Source organism: Micromonospora avicenniae (assembly GCF_900156065.1).
In the GTDB taxonomy this organism is placed as follows: domain Bacteria; phylum Actinomycetota; class Actinomycetes; order Mycobacteriales; family Micromonosporaceae; genus Micromonospora; species Micromonospora avicenniae.
This window is the reverse complement of the sequence record NZ_FTNF01000008.1, coordinates 103691-124116: the sequence shown is the minus strand read 5'-3', so window position 1 is coordinate 124116 and position 20426 is coordinate 103691. Positions and strand designations below refer to the sequence as shown.

Annotated in this window: 16 protein-coding genes; 11 read left to right on the top strand and 5 right to left on the bottom strand. The window is 70.1% G+C overall.

What is annotated here, in order from left to right; genetic code table 11:
• Positions 1-87: 87 nt before the first annotated feature.
• On the bottom strand, positions 88-450 hold the full coding sequence (locus tag BXA10_RS14895) for an STAS domain-containing protein (RefSeq protein WP_084752801.1): 363 nt from the start codon (positions 448-450) through the stop codon (positions 88-90).
• Positions 451-685: 235 nt separating this feature from the next.
• On the opposite strand from BXA10_RS14895, the gene BXA10_RS14890 reads away from it, so the two are divergent.
• Entirely contained in the window at positions 686-1441 is a 756-nt protein-coding gene (locus BXA10_RS14890; protein ID WP_175649218.1) for a GAF and ANTAR domain-containing protein, read from the top strand.
• Positions 1442-1609: 168 nt separating this feature from the next.
• On the opposite strand, the gene BXA10_RS14885 is transcribed toward BXA10_RS14890, so the two are convergent.
• A complete protein-coding gene (locus tag BXA10_RS14885; RefSeq protein ID WP_076470943.1) occupies positions 1610-2509 on the bottom strand; it encodes an alpha/beta hydrolase family protein in 900 nt (299 codons plus the stop codon).
• Positions 2510-2651: 142 nt separating this feature from the next.
• Between BXA10_RS14885 and BXA10_RS14880 the strand changes: the two genes are divergently transcribed.
• Entirely contained in the window at positions 2652-3212 is a 561-nt protein-coding gene (locus tag BXA10_RS14880) for a TetR/AcrR family transcriptional regulator (protein ID WP_076471040.1), read from the top strand.
• A gap of 190 nt (positions 3213-3402) precedes the next feature.
• On the opposite strand, the gene BXA10_RS14875 is transcribed toward BXA10_RS14880, so the two are convergent.
• Positions 3403-3828: a DUF6069 family protein gene (locus tag BXA10_RS14875; RefSeq protein ID WP_084752845.1), complete on the bottom strand. Its 426-nt coding sequence runs from the start codon at positions 3826-3828 to the stop codon at positions 3403-3405.
• A 131-nt stretch (positions 3829-3959) separates the two neighbouring features.
• Here BXA10_RS14875 and BXA10_RS14870 point away from each other — a divergent pair, with 131 nt between their 5' ends.
• Together BXA10_RS14870 and BXA10_RS14865 are read left to right on the top strand one after the other, a co-directional pair.
• Positions 3960-5129 (top strand): sensor histidine kinase, encoded by a 1170-nt coding sequence (locus tag BXA10_RS14870; protein ID WP_076470942.1) that lies wholly within the window; start codon positions 3960-3962, stop codon positions 5127-5129.
• Positions 5117-5779 carry a response regulator gene (locus BXA10_RS14865; RefSeq protein WP_076470941.1) on the top strand — a complete coding sequence of 221 codons (663 nt, stop codon included), beginning with the start codon at positions 5117-5119 and terminating at the stop codon, positions 5777-5779. Before BXA10_RS14870 ends, BXA10_RS14865 begins: the two co-directional genes overlap by 13 nt.
• Before the next feature lie 282 nt (positions 5780-6061).
• On the opposite strand, the gene BXA10_RS14860 is transcribed toward BXA10_RS14865, so the two are convergent.
• Entirely contained in the window at positions 6062-8548 is a 2487-nt protein-coding gene (locus BXA10_RS14860; RefSeq protein ID WP_076470940.1) for a LamG-like jellyroll fold domain-containing protein, read from the bottom strand.
• 358 nt (positions 8549-8906) lie between these two features.
• Between BXA10_RS14860 and BXA10_RS14855 the strand changes: the two genes are divergently transcribed.
• The 5 genes from BXA10_RS14855 to BXA10_RS14835 all read left to right on the top strand — a co-directional run bounded on the left by BXA10_RS14855 (position 8907) and on the right by BXA10_RS14835 (position 18098).
• Positions 8907-10175, top strand: coding sequence for a M48 family metallopeptidase (locus tag BXA10_RS14855; protein ID WP_139338010.1), 1269 nt, complete (start codon positions 8907-8909; stop codon positions 10173-10175).
• 283 nt (positions 10176-10458) lie between these two features.
• The gene (locus BXA10_RS14850) at positions 10459-14895 is read left to right on the top strand and encodes a S8 family serine peptidase (RefSeq protein ID WP_425436069.1); all 4437 of its coding nucleotides are present in this window, start codon (positions 10459-10461) and stop codon (positions 14893-14895) included.
• A 577-nt stretch (positions 14896-15472) separates the two neighbouring features.
• Positions 15473-16369 carry an alpha/beta hydrolase gene (locus BXA10_RS14845; RefSeq protein ID WP_175649217.1) on the top strand — a complete coding sequence of 299 codons (897 nt, stop codon included), beginning with the start codon at positions 15473-15475 and terminating at the stop codon, positions 16367-16369.
• Positions 16370-16431: 62 nt separating this feature from the next.
• Entirely contained in the window at positions 16432-17667 is a 1236-nt protein-coding gene (locus BXA10_RS14840) for a serine hydrolase domain-containing protein (protein ID WP_217696774.1), read from the top strand.
• Between the two features lie 110 nt (positions 17668-17777).
• A complete protein-coding gene (locus tag BXA10_RS14835) occupies positions 17778-18098 on the top strand; it encodes an antibiotic biosynthesis monooxygenase family protein (protein ID WP_076470938.1) in 321 nt (106 codons plus the stop codon).
• 128 nt (positions 18099-18226) lie between these two features.
• On the opposite strand, the gene BXA10_RS14830 is transcribed toward BXA10_RS14835, so the two are convergent.
• Positions 18227-19261: a PucR family transcriptional regulator gene (locus BXA10_RS14830; RefSeq protein WP_076470937.1), complete on the bottom strand. Its 1035-nt coding sequence runs from the start codon at positions 19259-19261 to the stop codon at positions 18227-18229.
• A gap of 172 nt (positions 19262-19433) precedes the next feature.
• Between BXA10_RS14830 and BXA10_RS14825 the strand changes: the two genes are divergently transcribed.
• Positions 19434-19874 (top strand): MarR family winged helix-turn-helix transcriptional regulator, encoded by a 441-nt coding sequence (locus BXA10_RS14825; protein WP_076470936.1) that lies wholly within the window; start codon positions 19434-19436, stop codon positions 19872-19874.
• Complete coding sequence (locus tag BXA10_RS14820) at positions 19861-20406, top strand: hypothetical protein (RefSeq protein ID WP_076470935.1); 546 nt, start codon at positions 19861-19863, stop codon at positions 20404-20406. Before BXA10_RS14825 ends, BXA10_RS14820 begins: the two co-directional genes overlap by 14 nt.
• The last annotated feature ends 20 nt before the right edge of the window (positions 20407-20426 follow it).

Sequence of the window (20426 nt, the reverse complement as noted above, 5' to 3'; positions counted from 1 at the left end):
GCTCGACAGGCACCCGGGCGGTCGCTAGAAGAAGCTGTGCGGGCGAGGAACAGTCCCGCAGATGACGAACCAGGAGTGAAAGGCAGGTCACTCGGTGATGAACTCGTCCCTGAGGCCGACCAGGTTCAGAATGGTGACGGTGATCCGGGACGGCTTGCGAATCACCAGCGCACAACCCCTGGCGGCCGTTTGCCGACGCACGGTCAGCAGCGCGGTGATCCCGGCGGCGCCGAAGAAGCTCACCCCGCTGAGGTCGAGCACCAGCACCGGCGGAGGTAGGCCCGCCAGAACCGTCGTCGTGAAGTCGACGAGCAGGCCCACGGTGTCCATGTCGAGTTCTCCCCGGACCTCCACCACCGAAGCCGGGCCTTCCGTGGTGAGCGCGACGGACAGAACGGCCTGGTCAGTGGTTGGTGGCGGTGCCGGATGCGGCACCTGATAAACGGACATGAGTCTGCTCCTCAGTGAGGATGTCCGGACCGGTCGATGCTCGGCCACCTGCGGTGGACGGCACTGGTCCTGGGCTCATGTCCGAACCCACGTCGACCCTAGCCGGGAATCACCCGATCCGCACCCCGCCCGTTCCAGAGCACAGGCTCCCCCGGCAAGAACGCACCGCCGGCGCTCCCGGAAGGGGCGAGCCAGGACGGTCACACCACCTTCGGTGAACCTTCAGGAGGTAGCGATGATGTCCGAAACCGCCGAGTCGCACCTGGCCCCCGCCTACGGCCGGCTGCTGGCCCTCCTTGCCGACTCGCCTCACGTCGACGTGTTCCTCGACCAGGTCGTGCGGGTCGCGGTGGAGGTCGTCAGCCCCGCCGTCGGCTGCGGAATGACGGTGCGCCGGGACGGTCCCGCCTTCACCGTCGCCGCCAGCAACGAGCTCGCCGCCCAGGCCGACGAGATCCAGTACGGCGCCGACGAGGGCCCCTGCCTTCACGCCCTGCACAGCGGGCAGATCGTCGAGGTTCCCGACCTGCGACGGGACGAACGCTGGCGACGCTACCGCGAACACGCCCTCAAGCTCGGCATCGTCAGCTCGCTGTCGCTGCCGATGACCATCGACGGCGAGACCCTGGGCGCGTTGAACCTCTACGCCACCGAGCCCAACGCCTTCGATGATAGGGCCCGTCGGCGGGCCGTGGCGTTCGCCGAGCAGGGCACGGCGGCGCTGGCGGTCATCCTCCGCCAGGCCGAGCAGGCTCTCGTACATCGACAGCTCACCGACGCGATGGCCTCGCGCAGTGTGATCGATCAGGCGCTCGGTGTGGTGATGGGTCAACAACGATGCACCGCCACGGAGGCCTTCGCGTTGCTCCGGCAGGCGTCGCAGCACCGCAACCGCAAACTGCGCGACGTGGCGGCGGAGATCATCACGCAGGTGACCGGTGAGACACCGCAGCCCGCGTCCGAGTTCGTGGTCTCCCGCAACCACGACTGACCGAACGAGCCGCCGGCTCCACCTACGCTACGGCTTCCGGGACCGCGAGCGTCCGCTGGCGCTGCCCGAGGGTGGCCCCGCGCTGTGACCGATGTGGCGTCCGGCTTCCTTCGGGTGCGCCGCGCCCCTTCCGAATCCGGTCGCGCCACGGCGATGGGCCGGTTGTCCTCACTTGGAGTCGAGGCGACCCAGCGTGCTCTCCACCGGTGCGGGCCAGGTGGCGTCCTTGAGGTCGAGGGTGTCGCGAAGGTAGGCCCAGGTGAGCCGCTGGATCACGGCGACCCGCTCGGGGCTCTCGTCCGTCGTCTCCTTGGCTTCGTAGGCGGAGATGCCGCCGAGCGAGTGCTCCGCCCCGTACAGGGTGAGCAGGGTCTTGCTGCCCGGGCTCAGGTGGTAGGCGTCGGTGAACCAGTCCGGCCCTCGTACGGACAGTGGGGAGTCGTCGTGGTCGCCCGCGACGACGAGGGCTGGAGCGGTCATCTCCGCGAAGCTCGGGCTCATGAAGGGGAAGTGCTCGGCCGCGAACGGGGAAAGGTCGGTGCCGCCCCGGCCGGTCACGGCCAGTAGGACACCTGCCTTGATCCGCGGGTCCGAGAGGTCCTCACCGGGGTTGCCGTCGGCGTCGAGGACTCGCGCCCCGAGCAGCGTGCTCGCCGTCTGGGCGCCCCAGGAGTGCCCGGCCACGGCGATCCGGGTCGGGTCGAGGCGTCCGGCGAGGCCGGGGACGGACGACTCCAGCCGGTCGAGCTGGTCGAGGGAGCGCTTCAGGTCGTCGACCCGGATTCGCCAGATCAGCGGCGTCCGGGGGTCGTCGGGCGGAAGGCTCAACTTCCGCGAGTCGAGGTGGGTGGGCTGGATGACGACGAAACCGTGCGAGGCCCAGAAGTCCACCAGCGGGGCGTAGCTGGTCGCGGACTGGCCGAAGCCGTGCGAGAAGACGATGACGGGCAGGTCATGGCCGGTGATGGGTGCGGAGACGCGTAAGTGCAGATCATCGCCGCGGTCGGGGGCGGACAGCGTGATCGGGTGTACTGCGATCACCGGCGTGGGCTCTGGCATTGCGGGCATGGGCGCTCCTCGCGACTTGGCATCGACCTGCCGTTCTGGCAGGCTGGGAGAACGGAACCTGGTTCCGCTAAAAACATACGGAACATGGTTCCGCTTAACAAGGGTTGTGACGGAGGCGACAGTGGGCGGCGCAGGTGGCGAGATGAGTGCTCCGCGCAAGCAGCGGGCTGATGCCCGGCGTAACGAGGAGGCGCTGCTGGAGGCGGCCGCCGCGATGTTCGTCGCCGCAGGAGTCGACGCGCCTGTGCGCGACATCGCCGCCAAGGCCGGCGTCGGCGTCGGCACGATCTACCGCCACTTCCCCACGCGGGCCGATCTCATCGTCGCGGTCTATCGGCATCAGGTCGAGGCGTGCGCGGTGGCCGGCCCGGCGCTGCTGGCGGAGAGCGCCACGCCGTACGCCGCCCTCGCGAGCTGGATCGACCTCTTCGTCGACTTCCTGGTCACCAAACACGGCCTGGCCGAGGCGATGCAGTCCGACGACGCCGCCTTCCAGACGCTGCACGCCTACTTTCTCGACCGCCTCGTTCCGGTCTGCGCCCAGCTGCTCGACGCCGCCGCCACGGCGGGCGAGATCCTCCCCGACATGGACGCCCTCGTCCTCATGCGCGGCATCGGAAACCTCTGTATCGGCGCCGACAGCCCCAGCTACGACGCGCGCCGGATGGTCGGACTTGTCGTCGCCGGCCTGCGGCGCCACTGAGGTCCGACAACGGACGGGGTCACGCGCTCACCGGGCTGACCTTTTCGTGGCCGCGACGCGCAGGAGCGGATTCCCGGCTCGCCGCCTGCGACCCCGGTCCCGATCGTGCTCGCTCGCTGTCGAGGCGGTCCTGAACGCCGAGAGGGCGTGCCTCGGCATCGCCGTGGCGCGCCCCGCCTTCGATCCGCGGCTATCGGCAGTTCCGCCGGCCGGGCAGACCGAGGATCAGCGCCGCGCCGACGGTCAGGTGCATGGCGAGCAGAGCGAGCCGGCTGCTGATGCCGATGCCGCTGCCCAGCGGGCCGGCCAGCGAGAGCACCAGCACGGTCAGCGCGATGATCCGGAATGTCCGGACGGGATGGCCGACCGTCCGCTCCAGCAGCGCGAGCAGACCCCAGGCGGCCAGACCGGCGATCAGCGCGGCCACCACGACGGCGACCGGACCGATGTGCATGGTGGTGTCGCCTTGGCGGACGGCGAGGTCGTTGCCGGCCCACGGGTCGTTGACGACCCACAGCAGGAGTGCACTGGCCGCTCCCGCGGCGACGGTGATCGCACGGCCCGTACGCCGTGCGGTGGTCCTGGTCGGGTAGGTCCGCATCGTTTCGTTCGTCATGCCGATGAGCATCGCGGTCGGGGGCAGGCCGGCACATCGGACCGGGGGCCCCGCCTGTGCTCTCCTAGGAGAGGCCGACCACCAACTTTGGAAGGTGTCGGAGTCCGACACCTGCCGGTTAACCTCCCCGCGTGAACAGGTTCTCGTTCGGGCCGGAGGACTGCGACCACCGGCGAGGCCGGACGGCCGTCGCCACGATGATGGGGGCGTCCGGTGTGCTGGTCGCCGCGACGATCCTGGGCTGGTGGAGTGACCGTTCGCTGGGGCCGCTGTTCACGCTCGACCTGGCGGCCGGCACGCTGAGCTGGCTGTTGAGCCCGCTGATGCTGTGGCGGCCGGTCGCCACCACGGCGGTGATCACCGTGCTGGCGGCGGTGTCGCCGGCGGTCACTCCGCCGGCCACGATCGGCGCGTTCCAGGTGGCCCGGCGGCGGCGCGCCCCGGCGGCGATCGCGGTGGCGGTGGCGGGCGTCGCCGCGCATGCCGTCCAGGGTGCCTGGCGGGCCAACGGTGGCATGTCGTACGGCTGGTGGCTGGCGCTGGTCACCATCGGCTACGGCGCGCTGCTCGGCTGGGGCGCGTGGGCGCAGGCGCGTGCGGCGCTGATCCGGTCCCTGCAGGACCGGGCCCGTCGCGCCGAGGCGGAGCAGGGCCGCCGGGTGGCCGAGGCGCGCATGCTGGAACGCCGCCAGATCGCCCGGGAGATGCACGACGTCCTCGCGCATCGCCTGTCGCTGCTGGCCACGTTCGCGGGCGCGATGGAGTACCGTCCGGACTCCTCGCCGGAGAAGTTGTCGCGGGCCGCCGGGGTCGTCCGGGACGGCGTGCACCAGGCGCTCGAGGAGCTGCGTGAGGTGATCTCGCTGCTGCGCGACGACGATCCGCCGCACACCGACGGGAGGCACCCGCAGCCGGTGCTGGCCGACGTACCGCGGCTGGTCGAGGAGTCCCGCGAGGCCGGCACCGAGGTGCTGCTGCGCGAGGCGGTGAACGAGCCGGCCGACGCGCCTCCGTCGGTGGCCCGCACGGCGTACCGGGTGATCCAGGAGGGCCTGACCAACGCCCGCAAACACGCCGCCGGCCAGCCGGTCCAGGTCGCTCTGCGCGGCGGGCCCGGCACGGGCCTGGAGATCGACGTCCGCAACGCGTTGACGCCGGAGCGCGCGACGCCGCCCGGATGGTCCGGGGGCGCCGGACTGGTCGGGCTCACCGAGCGGGTGCATCTGGCCGGCGGAGAACTCGACCACCAGGTGATCGGTGGAGAGTTCCGGCTGCACGCATCGATACCATGGCCGGCGTGACCTCTCCCGTGCGTGTGCTCATCGTCGACGACGACGCGCTCGTCCGCGCCGGGCTGACCATGATGCTCGACGGCACCGACGGCATCGCCGTGGTCGGCGAGGCAGCCGACGGCGACCAGGCGCCGGCCGCCGCCGACGCGCACTCCCCCGACGTCGTGCTGATGGACCTGCGCATGCCCCGGGTCGACGGCATAACCGCCACCCGTCGCCTGCGGGCCCGTCCGCGACCGCCCGAGATCATCGTGCTGACCACGTTCGACACCGACGAGAACATACTGCACGCGCTGCGTGCCGGGGCCAGCGGTTTCCTCCTCAAGGACACCCCGCCGGCCCGGATCGCCGAAGCGGTCCGGCAGGTCGCGGCCGGCGAACCGATCCTGTCCCCACGGATCACCCGCCGCCTGATGGACCGGGTCGCCGTCCAGGCCGACGCGTACGCCCAGGCCAGGGCGACCCTCGCGGCGCTCAGCCCGCGCGAGCACGACGTCGTGGTGGCGATCGGGCAGGGCTGCAACAACACCGAGATAGCCGCCGCGCTCCACCTGACCCTGGCCACCGTGAAGACACACGTGTCGCACATCCTGACCAAGCTCGACCTGGACAACCGTACGCAGCTAGCGCTCCTCGCCCACGACGCCGGCCTCGCCTGACCAGTCCACCGCAGTGCTGGCCGGTGGTGCGTGCGGCCGGCGACGACCGCGCCCCGCGTACCGCGACGGGTTGAGCCGGTGCGCCAGGGCGACGGCCCGCCCGCGCGGGCGCTGCTTCTCGCAGGAGCGCGGGGTAGCTCCGGTAGCTTCCGGACCTACCCCGCGTGAGCCGGTCTGCGCCTCGGACATGACAGCCGCAACCGGGTCCCTGATCCAGGCCGGAGACCCGCGACGGTCAAGCGGACGGGCCGGTGGCGCCTCCGCCCTCGCCGGGGCCGTTCGTCACTGGCCGGAGGCGTGGAGCTGGGCCACCTCGGCGGCGGAGAGGGCCCGGTCGTAGACGTGCACCTGGTCGACGGCGCCCCGCCAGTAGTCGACGGGGTTGCCGTTGAACTTGGCGCGGCCGATCACGGTGTGGCCGCTGGACGCGTCGCCGACGCAGGAGCTCGCCGTACCCGCCGGCTGGCCGTCCACGTAGAGCGTGAGGGATCCGCTGGCGGCGTCCCGAACGCCCGTCAGGTGGTACCAGCGTCCGGGCTCCGGCGCGGTGGGCGCCAACGCCCGCACCCCGGCGAAGCTGAACGCGAACCGGTTGTCCGCGCCGGAGTACTGGAGGAAGAAGGCGCTGTTCGTGTTGCCGTCCTGGCTGACCGCGGTGGCGAAACCGCCCAGGCTGTCCAGCCGCACCCAGGCCGACGCCGTGTAGCTGCCGCTGGTGTCGAGGATCGCCGCGCCGGTGTCGACGTACTGGTTGACGCCGTTGAGCTGCACGGCGCCGCCGGCCCTGCCCGACGTCCAGCCGGCGCCGTTGACCAGCGTCGCGTCGTGGTCGCCGGCCAGGTCCTCGGTCACCGTGCCGGTTCCTTCGTCCAGCGGCCAGTAGCCGACTCCGGTCAGCCCCGGGGTGCCGGGCGAGGTCGGCGGCACGTTCGCGCCGGTGCCGTCGACGGAGCGGATGATGGCCCGGTTGACGTCCCGTACCCGGGCGAAGTCCATCTTCTTGACCTGGCGGTCGTACGTGTAGAACCCGTTGACCTCGTGCTCGACGTCCGTGGTCTGGGTGTAGACGCCGCCGGAGAGCCCGCACCTGTTCGCGACGGTCAGCAGGTCCTGCTGGTTCTCCACGTAGCGGCGGGTGAGGGTGGCGCTGTCCGGGGTCATCTCGTAGGCGTGCCCCTCGCCGAACCACATGTGACCGTCGACCTCCAATCCGAACCCGCCGTGCTCGCCGTCCACGGCCACCCGGTCCGCGGTCGGCGCCGGCGAGGCCGGGCCAACGTACTGGTGGAAGTCGATCATGTCGCCGCGGCCGGAGTCGCCCCTGGAGGCGCAGCAGTTCACGCCGCTGTGCGCGTTGACCAGCCGGCTCGGATCCTGGGCACCGACCTCGTCGGCGATCCGTCCGGTCGCGGCACGGTCCCACTCACCCCAGCCCTCGTTGAACGGCACCCAGACGGTGATGGAGGTCCAGCTCTGGTGCTCCGTCACGATCTCCCGCAACTGCCGCTCGAACTCCTGCTGCGCGTCCACCGGTGGCGTGCCGCCGGTACGCATGGCGGGCATGTCCTGCCACACCATGAGACCCAACCGGTCCGCCCAGTAGTACCAGCGGTCGGGCTCCACCTTGATGTGCTTGCGGATCGTGTTGAACCCGAGCCGCTTCGTCTCGGCGATGTCGAACCGCAGCGCCTCGTCGGTCGGCGCGGTGTAGATCCCGTCCGGCCAGTAACCCTGATCCAGGGTGGACATGTTGAACAGGATCTTGCCGTTGAGGGTGAGGTAGAGCTTGCCGTCGGCGCCCTTGGCCTTGCCCACCTCGCGCATGCCGAAGTAGGAGTCGACCTGGTCGATCACCTTTCCGCCCTGGCGCACCCGTACCTTCAGGTCGTACAGGTGCGGGGAGTCGGGCGACCACAGCTTCGGCTTCGGCACCGGGACCCGGAGTTCGGTTCCGGCCGGCCCGGAGGCGCGACCGACGACCCGCTTGCCGTCGTACGCGACGGCCTCGACGGTCCGGCCGCTGCCGCTGCCGTTGGCGAGGTGCGGGGTCAGGCGCAGGCTCTCGTCGTCGAGGTCCGGCGTCATCTGCAACCGCTCGACGTGGCTCGCCGACACCGGCTCCATCCAGACGCTCTGCCAGATGCCGGACGCCGAGGTGTAGAAGATGCCGCGGTCCGGTACGTTGCGCTGCTTGCCGATCGGCTGCCACGTCTGGTCGGTGCGGTCGGTGACTCCCACCACCAGTTCCTGGGCTCCCCGGCCGCGCAGCGCGTCGGTGACGTCGGCGCTGAAGCCGTCGTAGCCGCCGCGGTGGGTCGCGACCTCGATGCCGTTGACCCAAACCGTCGTCTCGTAGTCGACCGCGCCGAAGTTGAGCCGCAACCGCGCGCCGCGGTCCCCGACCTGCCAGTTCGCCGGCACCTGGAAGGTGCGCCGGTACCACATCCGGTCCTCGTGCCGTTGGATGCCGGAGAGCGCCGATTCGACCGGGTACGGCACCAGCACCCGTTCGCCGAGCTGCTCGCCGAACGGCGGTGCTTCGCCTTGCGTCGCGCCGGCGAACTGCCACACACCGTTGAGGCTCTGCCACTTCGCTCGGACGAGTTGCGGACGGGGGTACTCGGGGAGCGCGTTGTCGGCGGAGACCTCATCGGTCCACGGGGTGGCGATCGGTGCTGTGCCGGGTTGCCAGGTGGTGTCGGCACGTGCGGCGGTGGGGGCGCTGGTGGCCACGAGCGCGGCGGCCAGCAGTGCGGTGAATACCTTCATGCGTCAGGGTCCCTTTCGCACGACGGACGTGAGGGCGGGCCGGACAACCAGGACAGAGCCGCCTGAGGGAGTCGGCCGGGATCGGGTAGACACCCGTCGATGATCATTGGATAACAATAAACCATCAACATCGATCTAAAGTCAACATGATCCGACCAGATCCGAACACTGAACCAGCAGGATCAGTCGATCACCGCACACCCGTCCGGCGACGCGTCGGATCGTCGCCCGCTGATCTTCGGAAGAGATGAGATCGGCGAGCCGGCCCCGGTGGTCACGGGCACGATCCGCACCCGGCATCAGCTGAACGGCCGGTTACGTTGTGTGAACGCCGGCGGCAAGATCGGCCATCGTGATCATGACGACGGCCGAGGCGGGAGCCTGCCCGCGTTGCGGCAAGACGACCGTGTCAACGCGGGAGGCGATGCCCTGGTGCGCCGCCTGCGAATGGAACCTTGACGGATACGACAGCGCGCGGCAGGCGCCGGAGTTCGGTTGGGCCTGGATCGACCGGCGCAGCCACCGGATGGCCGGCCGCCTGATTCGGCACCAGTACGCGGCCCTGGTCGACCGCCCGTTGGAGTCGTCGGGCCTCGGCCCGGCCGGCGTGGCGACCGCTGCGGCGTCGCTGCTTCTCGTCGTCGGCGTGCTGGCGCTCGCGGTGGTCGGCGTGTGGCTACTGTTCGCCTATCCGTTCCCGAACATCGCCGTGGTCTTCGGGGTCGCGATGATCGGCCTGGCGGTGGCGCTGCGGCCCCGGTTCGGCCGCGTCGACCCCGACCTGGAGGTCCTCTCGAAGGATCAGGCACCCGAACTGCACGCGCTGGTGGAGGAAGTGGCGGCGGCCGTGGGTGCCCCCGTGCCACACGTCATCGGGGTGGACGGCAGCCTCAACGCGTACGCGACGCAGGTGGGGCTGCGCCGGCGACGAGTCCTGGCCCTCGGGTTGCCGCTATGGGGTGCGCTGGACGGGCCGCAGCGGGTGGCGCTGCTCGGTCACGAGCTGGGCCACTTCGTCAACGGCGACGTACGCCGGACGGTGGTGACGCAGCCGGCGCTGACCATGCTCGGCAACGCTGCGGACATGTTCCGTCCGGTGGACTCGGTCCGCGGCGGCGGGCTGGTGGAGATGATCGGTGACGCGCTGGGCCGGGCGTTCTCCTGGGTCGTGTCGCGGCTGCTCTACGGCGGTCATCTCGTGTTGGTCGTCACGGCGCTGCGGGACAGCCAGCGGGCCGAGTACCTTGCCGACGAGATGGCCGCCCGGGCCGCGGGTACGGACGGCGCGAAGCGGCTGCTGGATGCGCTGCTGCAGTCCGAATCATTGGCGCTCGTGGTCCGGCAGGCGTCACGCGGCGGGCAGGGGCCGGCGGCCTGGCAGACCGGAGTCGCCCGGTCGCTGGCGGCCGCCGCCGACACGCTTCCGCTGCTGCGTCAACTCTCCATCCGGGAGCAGAGCTCGCTGTTCGCCTCGCACCCGCCCCAAGGCCTGCGACACCGCATGCTCGCCGCACGGGCCGAGCACGAACCGCGGGTGACGGTCACCGACGCCCGGATCGAACGGATCGACACGGAGCTGGCGCGGCACTACCAGCGGGTCAGCCACGCTGTCGCCTGGTCGGGCTGACCCGGGTCTCGCGCCCCGCCCGCACGTCGGCGCGGTCCGGCCACGGCCGCGTCAGGATCCTGCCGGCCACCGCCCGCGATGCCCACGAATTGCCCACTGATTGCTCGGGTTCTGCCCAAGTCTGTCCGTTGATCTTGCTCCGTCCTCATCGGACAATGATCAAATTCGTGCCGGCGCGCCGTCAGGTGCGGCGCGTTCCGCACGGATCGGGCGAACTCGGGAGGACCCACGAGTCCGCTCGCCGGCACCGGAAACCGAACGGTGCCGCTGGAGTGGAGGAACGTTGTCAGAAAGACGAACAGGTCGAGGCAGGCGCCGGTTCAGCGTCCGGCCCCTGGTCGCCGTCGCGGCGGCCATCGTCCTCGGCCTGACCGCACAACCGGTGGTCGCGAACGCGGCGCCGGCTCGCGCCGCCGTGGACGGCCAGGTTCTCAAGGAGCTGTCGGCCAAGGGCCGCACCAGCTTCCTGGTGTATCTCAAGGACCAGGCGAAGCTGGACACGGCGGCGAAGCTGCGCGGCGACGCCCGCGCCGCCGAGGTACGCCAGCAGCTCACCAGCACCGCCGACCGCACCCAGGCGGGGCTGCGCGGCGTCCTCACGCAGAAGCGGGCGCGGTACACCTCGTACTGGATCGCCAACGCCCTGCAGGTCGACGGCGACAAGGCCCTGCTGGACACGATCGCCGCCCGCCCCGAGGTCGCGCGGATCGACCCGGTGCGGTCGTACCGCATGGTCGAGCCGACGCCCGCGCGGGTCGGGACGAAGGCCGGCACGGCCGCGCCCGAGTGGGGCGTGGCCAGCATCGAGGCGCCCCGCGTCTGGGACGAGTTCGGTGACCGCGGTGAGGGCATCGTGGTCGCCAACATCGACGGCGGCGTCCAGTACGACCATCCGGCCCTGGTCGGCAAGTACCGGGGCAACAACGGCGACGGCACCTTCTCGCACGACTACAACTGGTTCGACCCGACCAACGTCTGCCCGGAGTTCAAGCCGTGCGACACCGGAGGCCACGGCACCCACACCATGGGCACCATGGTCGGTGACGGCGGCGCCGGCAACCAGATCGGTGTCGCCCCAGGCGCCACCTGGATCGCCGCCAAGGGCTGCGAGCGCGAGTGGTGCTCGGACACCTCCCTGCTCCTCGCCGGCCAGTGGATCATCGCCCCGACCGACCGCAACGGGCAGAACCCCCGCCCGGACCTGCGGCCCGACATCGTCAACAACTCGTGGGGCGGTGGCCAGGGCAACCTCTGGTACAAGCAGACCGTCGACGCGTGGCGCGCGGCGGGCATCTTCCCGGTCTTCTCGGCGGGTAATTCGGGGCCGGCCTGCAACACGGCGAACACCCCGGGCGACTACCCGCAGTCGTACGCGGTGGGTGGTTACAACTCGGCCAACGAGGTGTACCAGTATTCGAGCCGGGGCAGCTCGGCGGTGGACGGCGGTATCAAGCCGAACATCTCCGCGCCCGGTGAGGACGTGCGTTCGAGCTGGTTCGGCGGCGGGTACGCGACGATCAGCGGTACGTCGATGGCCGCGCCGCACGTCTCCGGCACCGTGGCGTTGCTCTGGTCCGCCGCGCCGAACCTGCGCCGTGACCTCGCCGCCACCGAGAAGCTGCTCAACGAGACCGCGATCGACGTCGACGCGACCGAGTGTGGCGGCACCGCCGCCAACAACAACGTCTTCGGCGAGGGACGGCTCAACGCGTACCAGGCGGTGGTGAAGGCGCCGCGCGGCGCGGTCGGCCGGGTGACCGGCCGGGTCACCGACTCGTCCACCGGCGAGCCGCTCGACGGCATCCGGATCAGCTCCGGTGAGACGCAGGCGGTGACCGGCAACGACGGCGACTACACGCTGGTGCTGCCGATCGGCGAACACACGGTGACAGCCGGCGCGTACGGCTACGGAAGCAAGAGTGTCTCGGTGACCGTTCCCGCGACGGGCGCGGTCACCGCGAACTTCGCGCTGGACCCGCCGTCGATGGTGACCGTGTCGGGGCGGGTCACCGACGGGTCCGGCCACGGCTGGCCCCTGTACGCCAAGATCGAGGTCGCGGGACGTCCAGGCGGGCCGGTCTTCACCGACCCGATCACCGGTAGGTACTCCTTCACCCTGCCGGCCAACAGCACCTACACCGTCGGTACGACGGCTCACTATCCCGGCTACCAGAAGGTCACCCGCTCCGTGCAGGTGGCAGACGTGGCCAAGACCGTGAACATCAAGGTCCCGGTCGACCACGGCTGCACCGCCGGCGGCTACGCCGGTAGCTACTCGGGACCCCTGTTCGGGACGGAGACGTTCGACGGCGCCGACACGCCGCAGGGCTGGTCGGTGGTCAACCGGACGCAGTACCCGGGGTGGACCTTCAACGACCCGGGGAACCGGGGCAACCAGACGGGCGGCAGCGGAAACTTCGCGATCGTCGACAGCTTCGTCCAAGGGCTGGACGCCCGGCAGGACACCGACCTGGTCTCCCCCACGTTCGACCTGAGGGACGTCCGGGCGCCGTACCTGCGTTTCAACAGTGACCTCTATGCCACGGCCGGCGACGACGTGGGCGACATCGACGTCACCACCGACGGTGGCAAGACCTGGACCAACGTGTGGCACGGGGACGACTGGCGACGTGGGCCCACGCAGGAGCTGGTCGCGCTCGAACCGGCCGCCGGCAAGGCCAACGTGCAGGTGCGGTTCCGGTACAGCGCGGGCTTCGGTTGGTGGTGGGCGGTCGACAACGTCGAGCTGATCGACCGGATCTGCACCCCGACCCCGGCCGGCCTCGTCGCCGGCTTCGTCACCGACGCGAACACCGGCGAGGGGCTCGACGGCGTCACCGTCGTCAGCCCGGACGCGTCCGCCGAGCAGGCGGAGACCGCGGCCACGCCGGAGGACCCGAGCATCTCCGACGGGTTCTACTGGTTCCTCTCCACCCTCACCGGGACCCACACGTTCCGGGCGAGCCAGCGGCCGTACCAGCCACTGTCGAAGGACGTCGAGGTCACCGCGGACCGGCTGAACAAGGTGAACTTCGCCCTCACCGCGGGTCGGCTCACCGTCAGCCAGACGAGCATCGAGGTGAACCAGCCGTACGGCGCCACCCGCAGCACCACTGTGACGCTGAAGAACACCGGCAGCGCCCCGGCGACCGTCGGGACCCTGGCCCGGGCCGGTCAGTTCGAGGTGCTCGGACAGAAGGGTGCGCCGCTGGCCGAACGGAAGGTGTCCGGCGTCACCAGGGCCATGAACGGGATCGCGGCCGGCCGCGACGCGAAGGCCACCGCGGCCACGGCAGCGGCGGCGGCAGCCACGGGTGACCTGGCCTGGAGCCGGATCGCCAACGCTCCCGCCCAGGTCTACGACAACGCCGCCGTGACCATCGGCGGCAAGGTCTACTCCGTGGGCGGCGGGGCCGGTACCGGTACGGAACGTTCGACCTGGGTCTACGACCCGGCGACGAACCTGTGGACCAGCCTGCCGCAGATGCCCCGAGGCCGCAGCGCGCCGTCGGCGGCGGTCGTGGACGGCAAGCTCTACGTCCTCGGTGGCTGGAACGCCGACGGTGCACCGGTCCCCACGGTGGACGTGTTCGACCCGGCCACGAACGCCTGGAGCACGCTCGTCGGCGTGTCCAACCCGGCGCCGCGGGCGGCGGCCGGCACCGCGGTCGTCGACGGCCGGATCGTCGTCGTCGGCGGCTGCCCGGACGGCAACTGCGCGGGCACCAGGAGCGTCGTGGTCTTCGACCCGCACAGCCGTACGTTCAGCACCTGGGCCGACTACCCGGTGCCCGTGGCGTACCTCCCGTGCGGTGCGATCGGCGGCGGCATCTACTGCGCCGGCGGGGTCGACAAGACGCCGTACCGCAACACGTACGGCTACGACCCGGCCGCCGACGCGTGGACGCGACTGCCCGACCTGCCTATCGACCTGTGGGGTTCGCCGAACGCGGTCGCCGGTGGGCTGCTGATCCTCGCCGGTGGGATGACCGCCAACTCGACCGTCGTCACCAACCGCACCGTGGCGTACGACCCGACCGCGAGGGCGTGGCGGGACCTGCCGAACACCCAGGTCGCCGTCTACCGCGGAGCGATGGCGTGCGGGGTGTACAAGATCGGAGGCGGCAGTGACCTGGTGACCGCCGAGTCCGAGCGGTTGAGCGGTCTCGGCGACTGTGGCGCGGGCGGCGTGCCGTGGCTCGACGTCACGCCGGGCGAGTTCACCCTGGCTCCGGGCGCCTCGAAGAAGGTCACGGTGACGGTGACGGCGACCCCCGCCACCGGCATCACGCAGCCCGGCACCTACCGGGCGGAGTTCGGGTTCACGACCGACACTCCGTACCCGGTGCCGGCGGTCGACGTCGAGGCCGGGGTCGCCGCCCCTGCCGACTGGGGCAAGATCCAGGGCACGGTCACCGGTAGGAGCTGCGACGGGACCGTGTCGGGCGTCGGCGCGACGCTCCGGTTCGACCTCGTCGGCACGAACGGCAAGACGGGTTACACCGTCGTCGCCGACGCACAGGGCCGGTACGTCTACTGGCTGCCGGCCGGTAAGTACCAGGTCACAGTCGCCAAGGACGGGTGGACGCCGAAGGTGAAGCGGCAGACGGTCAGCGAAGGGGTGACGTCGACGTACGACGTCGTCCTCGATCCGGCCTCGCCCTGCCTGACCGGGTCCACGTCCGAGGGCCGCCTGCACGGGATGTTCCGGCGCATGTGAGATGACGGTGGCCGCCGGACCTCGATCGGGTCCGGCGGCCACCTCCCGGAGCGCGGGCCGCGACCGCGTCTTCGGGTGACGAGGCGCCGAACCCAGTCCTGACGCAGATCAGGCGTGTTGCGGCTCCTCCAGGTGGTGCGGCCTTCCGGGAGCTGTGAGCGGTGCTGGCTCACCCCCGTGGCTGCCGCTGGCGACGACTTCTCACCTCGAGCCCGGCGTCACGCCGTTCGTCGAACTTGCGGAGCAGTCTGCGTCCGCTGGTTGGCGATGGCCCGCAGGAGGCCGCACGATTCCAGGGAGATACCGATGCCGGAGCCTGAGCCCGTTCCCGACGCCCACGCCGAGGATGCTACGAGTTCCCCGCAGGGACATCTCCCGACATCGACCACCACGACCGGTGGAAGTCCTGGCGTCAGCCGCCCAGCAGGCCCGTACCCGACGCCGCCCTTGCGGTACTTCGACAGATCCGTTGTGGAGGCGCGGGCTCGGTCGTAGGCGACGGTCGGTGCGTGATCTCAGGATGATGGCCGACGGATGGCGGATGATCCCGTCGGCGGTGACCGGGACGATGGTCGTCATGGATCCTGAGCTGGAAGCATTCATTCCGCTTTTTCCCCCGGCCGATCTGACCGACCCGGTCGCCAACCGTAAGAGCCTGGCCGAGTTGGCCGCCGGGGTCCCGGCACCCGACACCGTGGACATGACGATCGAGGACTGCACGGTGCCCGCTGACGTCGACGTGCGGGTGCGGATCTATCGCCCGCACCACGCGCAGGGCGCCATCGTCTGGCTGCACGGCGGTGGGTGGGTCATGGGCGACCTGGACACCGAGCACCCGTGGGCATCCCGGCTCGCGGACGCCTCCGGCGCGGTGGTGATCTCGGTGGCCTACCGCCTGGCTCCCGAACATCGCTTCCCGGCCGCCCTTGACGACACCTATGCCGTGCTGACCTGGACAGCCGAGCACGCGGCCGACCTTGAAATCGACCCGGAACGGATCGCGGTCGGCGGACACAGCTCCGGCGGAGGACTCGCGGCCGCGGTGGTGCTGCGAGCGCGCGACCAGCAGGGACCGCCGATCCGCTTCCAGCTGCTCAACCAGCCCAGCCTCGATGACCGGCAGGAAACGTGGTCGGCACGGCACTTCACCGACACCCCCTGGCTGACTCGAGACAAGCTCGCGACCGCCTGGCGGCACTATCTGGGCTCCGCACCCGCCACGCCGTACGCCGCCCCGGCGCGGGCCGTCGATCTGTCCGGCCTGCCACCCGCCTACATCGGCACGGCCGAGTTCGATCCGAACCGCGACGAGAACATCGGCTACGCGCAGCGCCTGCTGCAGGCGGGCGTATCCGTCGAGCTGCACCAATGGCCCGGCACCTTCCACGGATCGCAGGCGATCCTCTCCGCTGAGGTGTCACAACGGCAGATCGCCGAACTCGGCGCGGCGCTGCGCCGCGCTATGGCCGCCTGAGCCCGGCGTTTCGCGCACGGAAGGTCTTCGTCGCACCCATGGAACACGGAAGGACGAACGTCTTGAAGATCCGACTGACAGCAGGAACAAGCGTCGCCGTGCTGAGCATCAGTGCGGGCATGGCGATGGCAGGCCCCGCATCGAACGCGACCGAGGCCGTGCTGGCTGCCAACACGGCCCCGTCGACCGGCCTCGATCCTGCGACGCTGCGATCCGCCCTGGACAATGTCCACCGCGCGGGGATGCCGGGCGTATACGCCGAGGTACGCGACGGCAGTCAGGTATGGCGCGGCGCCTCCGGCGTTGCCGATGTCGGGACCGGCCGTCCCGTCAGGCCCGACATGCGGCAGCGCGTCGGCAGCGTCACCAAGACCTTCACTGCCGCCGCGATCCTGCAGCAGGTCGAAAAGGGCTCGATCCAGCTCGATGCGCCGATTGGCCGCTATCTGCCGCAGCTGGTGCCGGGCGAGCGCGGCAGAAAGATCACCGTTCGGATGCTGCTCAATCACACCAGCGGTATTCCGGAGTACCTCCCCTACGCGTTCCCGTCACTCAAGGAGTGGCCATCCCTGCGGGACATATCGCCGGAGAGCCTGGACGACAACCGGTTCAGGCAGTTTCGCACGACTGAGCTGATCGAAATGGGACTGGCAGCTCCTGCCGCCGGCGAGCCGGGTGCCACCCCGGGGGTGTATTCCAACACCAACTACCTGCTCCTCGGCGAACTCCTGGAGCAGGTGACCGGCACCACGGCAGAGAAATACATCACCCGGAACGTCATCGATCGCGCCGGGCTCCGGCACACTGAGTTTCCGGCCGGGCCACGGGTCAATGGGCCGCACTCGCGGATGTACGAGGCACTGTTCGGCCTGATCGACCCACCGCGCGACTACAGCGTCTACAACATGTCCTGGGTAATGACCGGGGCCGGCCTGGTCTCGACGATGGAGGATCTCAACCGCTTCTACGACAGGCTGCTACGCGGCAAGATCGTCAGCCGGTCATCGCTGGCGCAGATGCAACGCACGGTTCCGGTCATCAGCCACGAGGGGCAGCAGATCGAGTATGGCCTCGGTCTGCACAAGCTCACAGTTGCCGGATGCAGCACCTTCTGGGGCCACGACGGCACGGCCTGGGGAGCACTGACCACGTCCTGGACCCGCGCCGACGGCGAGCGGCAGACATCCATCGCGTTGAACCTCACGCGGTGGAACAAGGTCGACTCTTCGGGGAACCCGCAATCCCATCCCATCGACGAGGCGCTGTCGGCTCTTCACCAGCGGGCGATGTGCGGGTAGCCAAGACGTGCGGGCGTCGGCGGGAGGGATGACCACACCGACCTTGCCCAGGCAAGGTCGGTGTGGGAGGGCCTGAAACACGGCGAGCAAGAGAGGGTCAGGCGCAGCGAATGATCGCACGGACATGGCGAGGTTGGGCCTCACCGGCAGCAGCGGACGAGTACGAGCACCACTACGAAACCGAGGCAGCCAAGCATCTCCATCAGGTTCCCGGCTTCCGCGGTGCCCACTTGCTACGACGCAACGACGGCGACGAGGTCACGTTCACCTCGATCACGTTCTTCAGCAGCATGAACGATGTTCGCGCGTTCGCCGGCGACGATCCCGAGCAAGCCGTGGTCGAGGAGGACGCCCGCCGCGCTTTGACTCGGTGGGACGAACGCGTCACCCACCACGACGTCGCCGCCGACCTCTGGCCACGACCAGCTTGATTGCGCTAGTGGGAGCGGGTGGAGGTGGCGCGGCCACCGCGTGATCGTCTGTACGGCGCGTGGCGCCGGGTCGCGCGGTGGCGCGACCCGGCGCCGGGTCATGGATGAGGGCCGCGCGCGGATCGTCCTCAGTCGTTGAGTAGACGCCATGCGGTGAGGGCGAGCCTCGCCCGTATCAGTCCAGTGGGCTCGGTGAGGTCGATGCCCAGGGCCTTTCCGAGCTGTCCGAGTCGGCGGGAGACGCTGCTGTGGTGGAGGTGGAGGAGGTCTGCCGCCTGGCGTTGTGAGCCGGTGGCGCAGTACACGTCCAACGTGTCCAGATTTTCTGGATCATCGGCCATGCGAGCGATCGCGGCCACGTCGGCGTTGTCTCGTGCGACGTCGTGGGGTACCCGTGCGAGCAGCGCCAGCGCCCCCAGGCCGCTGTAGTGGACGATTGGCTTGCGTGAGGTGGTAAAGCGGAGGGCAGTGCGGGCTTCCTCCCAGGAACGGTCGGGGCTTCCCGCGGAACCGATCCCCGCGCGTACACCTGCCGGAAACCGCGCCGGGTGCACGGTGGTGGCCAGGATGACGCCGACGTCGGCGAGCGACGCCACCTTCACCGGGCGAGCCGGGCAGACCAAGCCGGCGACTCGATCGAGCGAGAGCCGCGACCGTACGGCGATGACGCGGACCAGCAGGTCGGCGGCGAAACCCAGGAGCCGTAGCGCCCGGCTCCTTGCCGCATCGTCGCTGTCGGAGCTGATCGCGAGCTCTACGAGGGCGGGGTCGGCCATGGTGGTGCGGGCCGGACCGTATCTCTCGACAACCGCCGCTGCGGCGATGGCGAGCCGGTCCAGCAACAGTTCGTCGAGCGGACCCGGCGCGGCGGTACGTTCCAGCCACACGGTGCCGATTTCCTCCTCATCGAGGGTGATCGGTACCGTTGTGGACGCGGGCGGCGGCGGGGCGGTCGCTTGCCTGCCCTCAGGCGACATGCGGGTCGCCTGCCCCGTGCCGTGAAGCCGAATCCCGGCCACGCACTCGGCCAGGCTCGCCGAGGCACGGGCCAGCGCGGGGAGATCCACCCGTCGGCGCATCAGCGTGTCATAAAACATGACAACGCGGATCGCACCTTCGGCGTGCGCATCCAGGTGCGACAGCCGTAGGGCCAGTGCCTCCATGACAGGAGAATAGGTGGCCGATCGGCGCAGACGTAACCGTTCGAGCGGCAGCGCGTGACGCGGCGCCTGCGCCCGGGTGACGCGCGCCGGGGGCGCCGCCTCCACTGTCAATCAACTCGACGCAACGGTGAAATGGTTGTATGGCCTAACCATCAGGTTGTATCGTCGAACCATGGTTGACGGCGATGACGTGGGGACGGCACAGGATGCCCTCATGCGGTTCATCCGCAACTTCGGCCTTCACCAGCCCGACCGCACACCGTGCGGGCAACCACTGCCCGTCTCGGAGGCACACGCCTTGGCGGAAATCGCTCGGGATGGCCACCTGCGGCAGGCCGAACTGACCCGGCGCCTACGGCTTGAGAAGAGCACGATCAGCCGCTTGGTCACCAACCTCGAACGACGCGGCTGGATAACCCGACAGGCCGCCAGCGAGGACGGACGAGGCGTCCTGCTTCAACTCACCGAGGCCGGAGTCACCGCCGCGGCACTACAAGCCGAGGCGCGCCGAACCAGATTCACCACGCTCCTGGCCCGTATCCCTGACGATCAGCGCGCGTCAGTCGTGCACGCGCTGCAGACCCTGGCGGAGGCCGCCGATGAGAAGCCCTGACCACTCCAACATCCGCCGCTGCGCACTCGCCGTGACCGCCGCCCTGGCGACATTGAGTACCGGCTGCGCCGACGGCAGCCGCGAACCGACGACGTCCGCAACCGGGCCCGATCGGCAGGCGCAAGTCGCCGAGCGGGGCGAATCCATCATGCCCTTCGACCTCGACCGCACCACCCACCACTTCACGAAGACCGACAGCGGGGGCGTTCAGACCGTCGTCGCCGACGATCCCCGGGACATCAACCAGGCGACCCTCATCCGACACCACCTGCAGCAGGAGGTTGACCGGTTCCGCCGCGGTGACTTCGCCGACCCCGCCGCCATTCATGGCGACGACATGCCCGGGCTCGCCGTGTTACGCAGCAGCGCCGGCAAGATCGAGATTGAATACGAGACGACGGTTGACGGCGCGCGCATCACCTACGCCAGCGATGCCGTCGAGATCGTTTCGGCCTTGCACGCCTGGTTCGACGCGCAAGTGCGGGATCACGGCATGCACGCCACTCACGGTGCACCGTCCTTGACAGGGTGACCACGCCCCGATCAACGCGC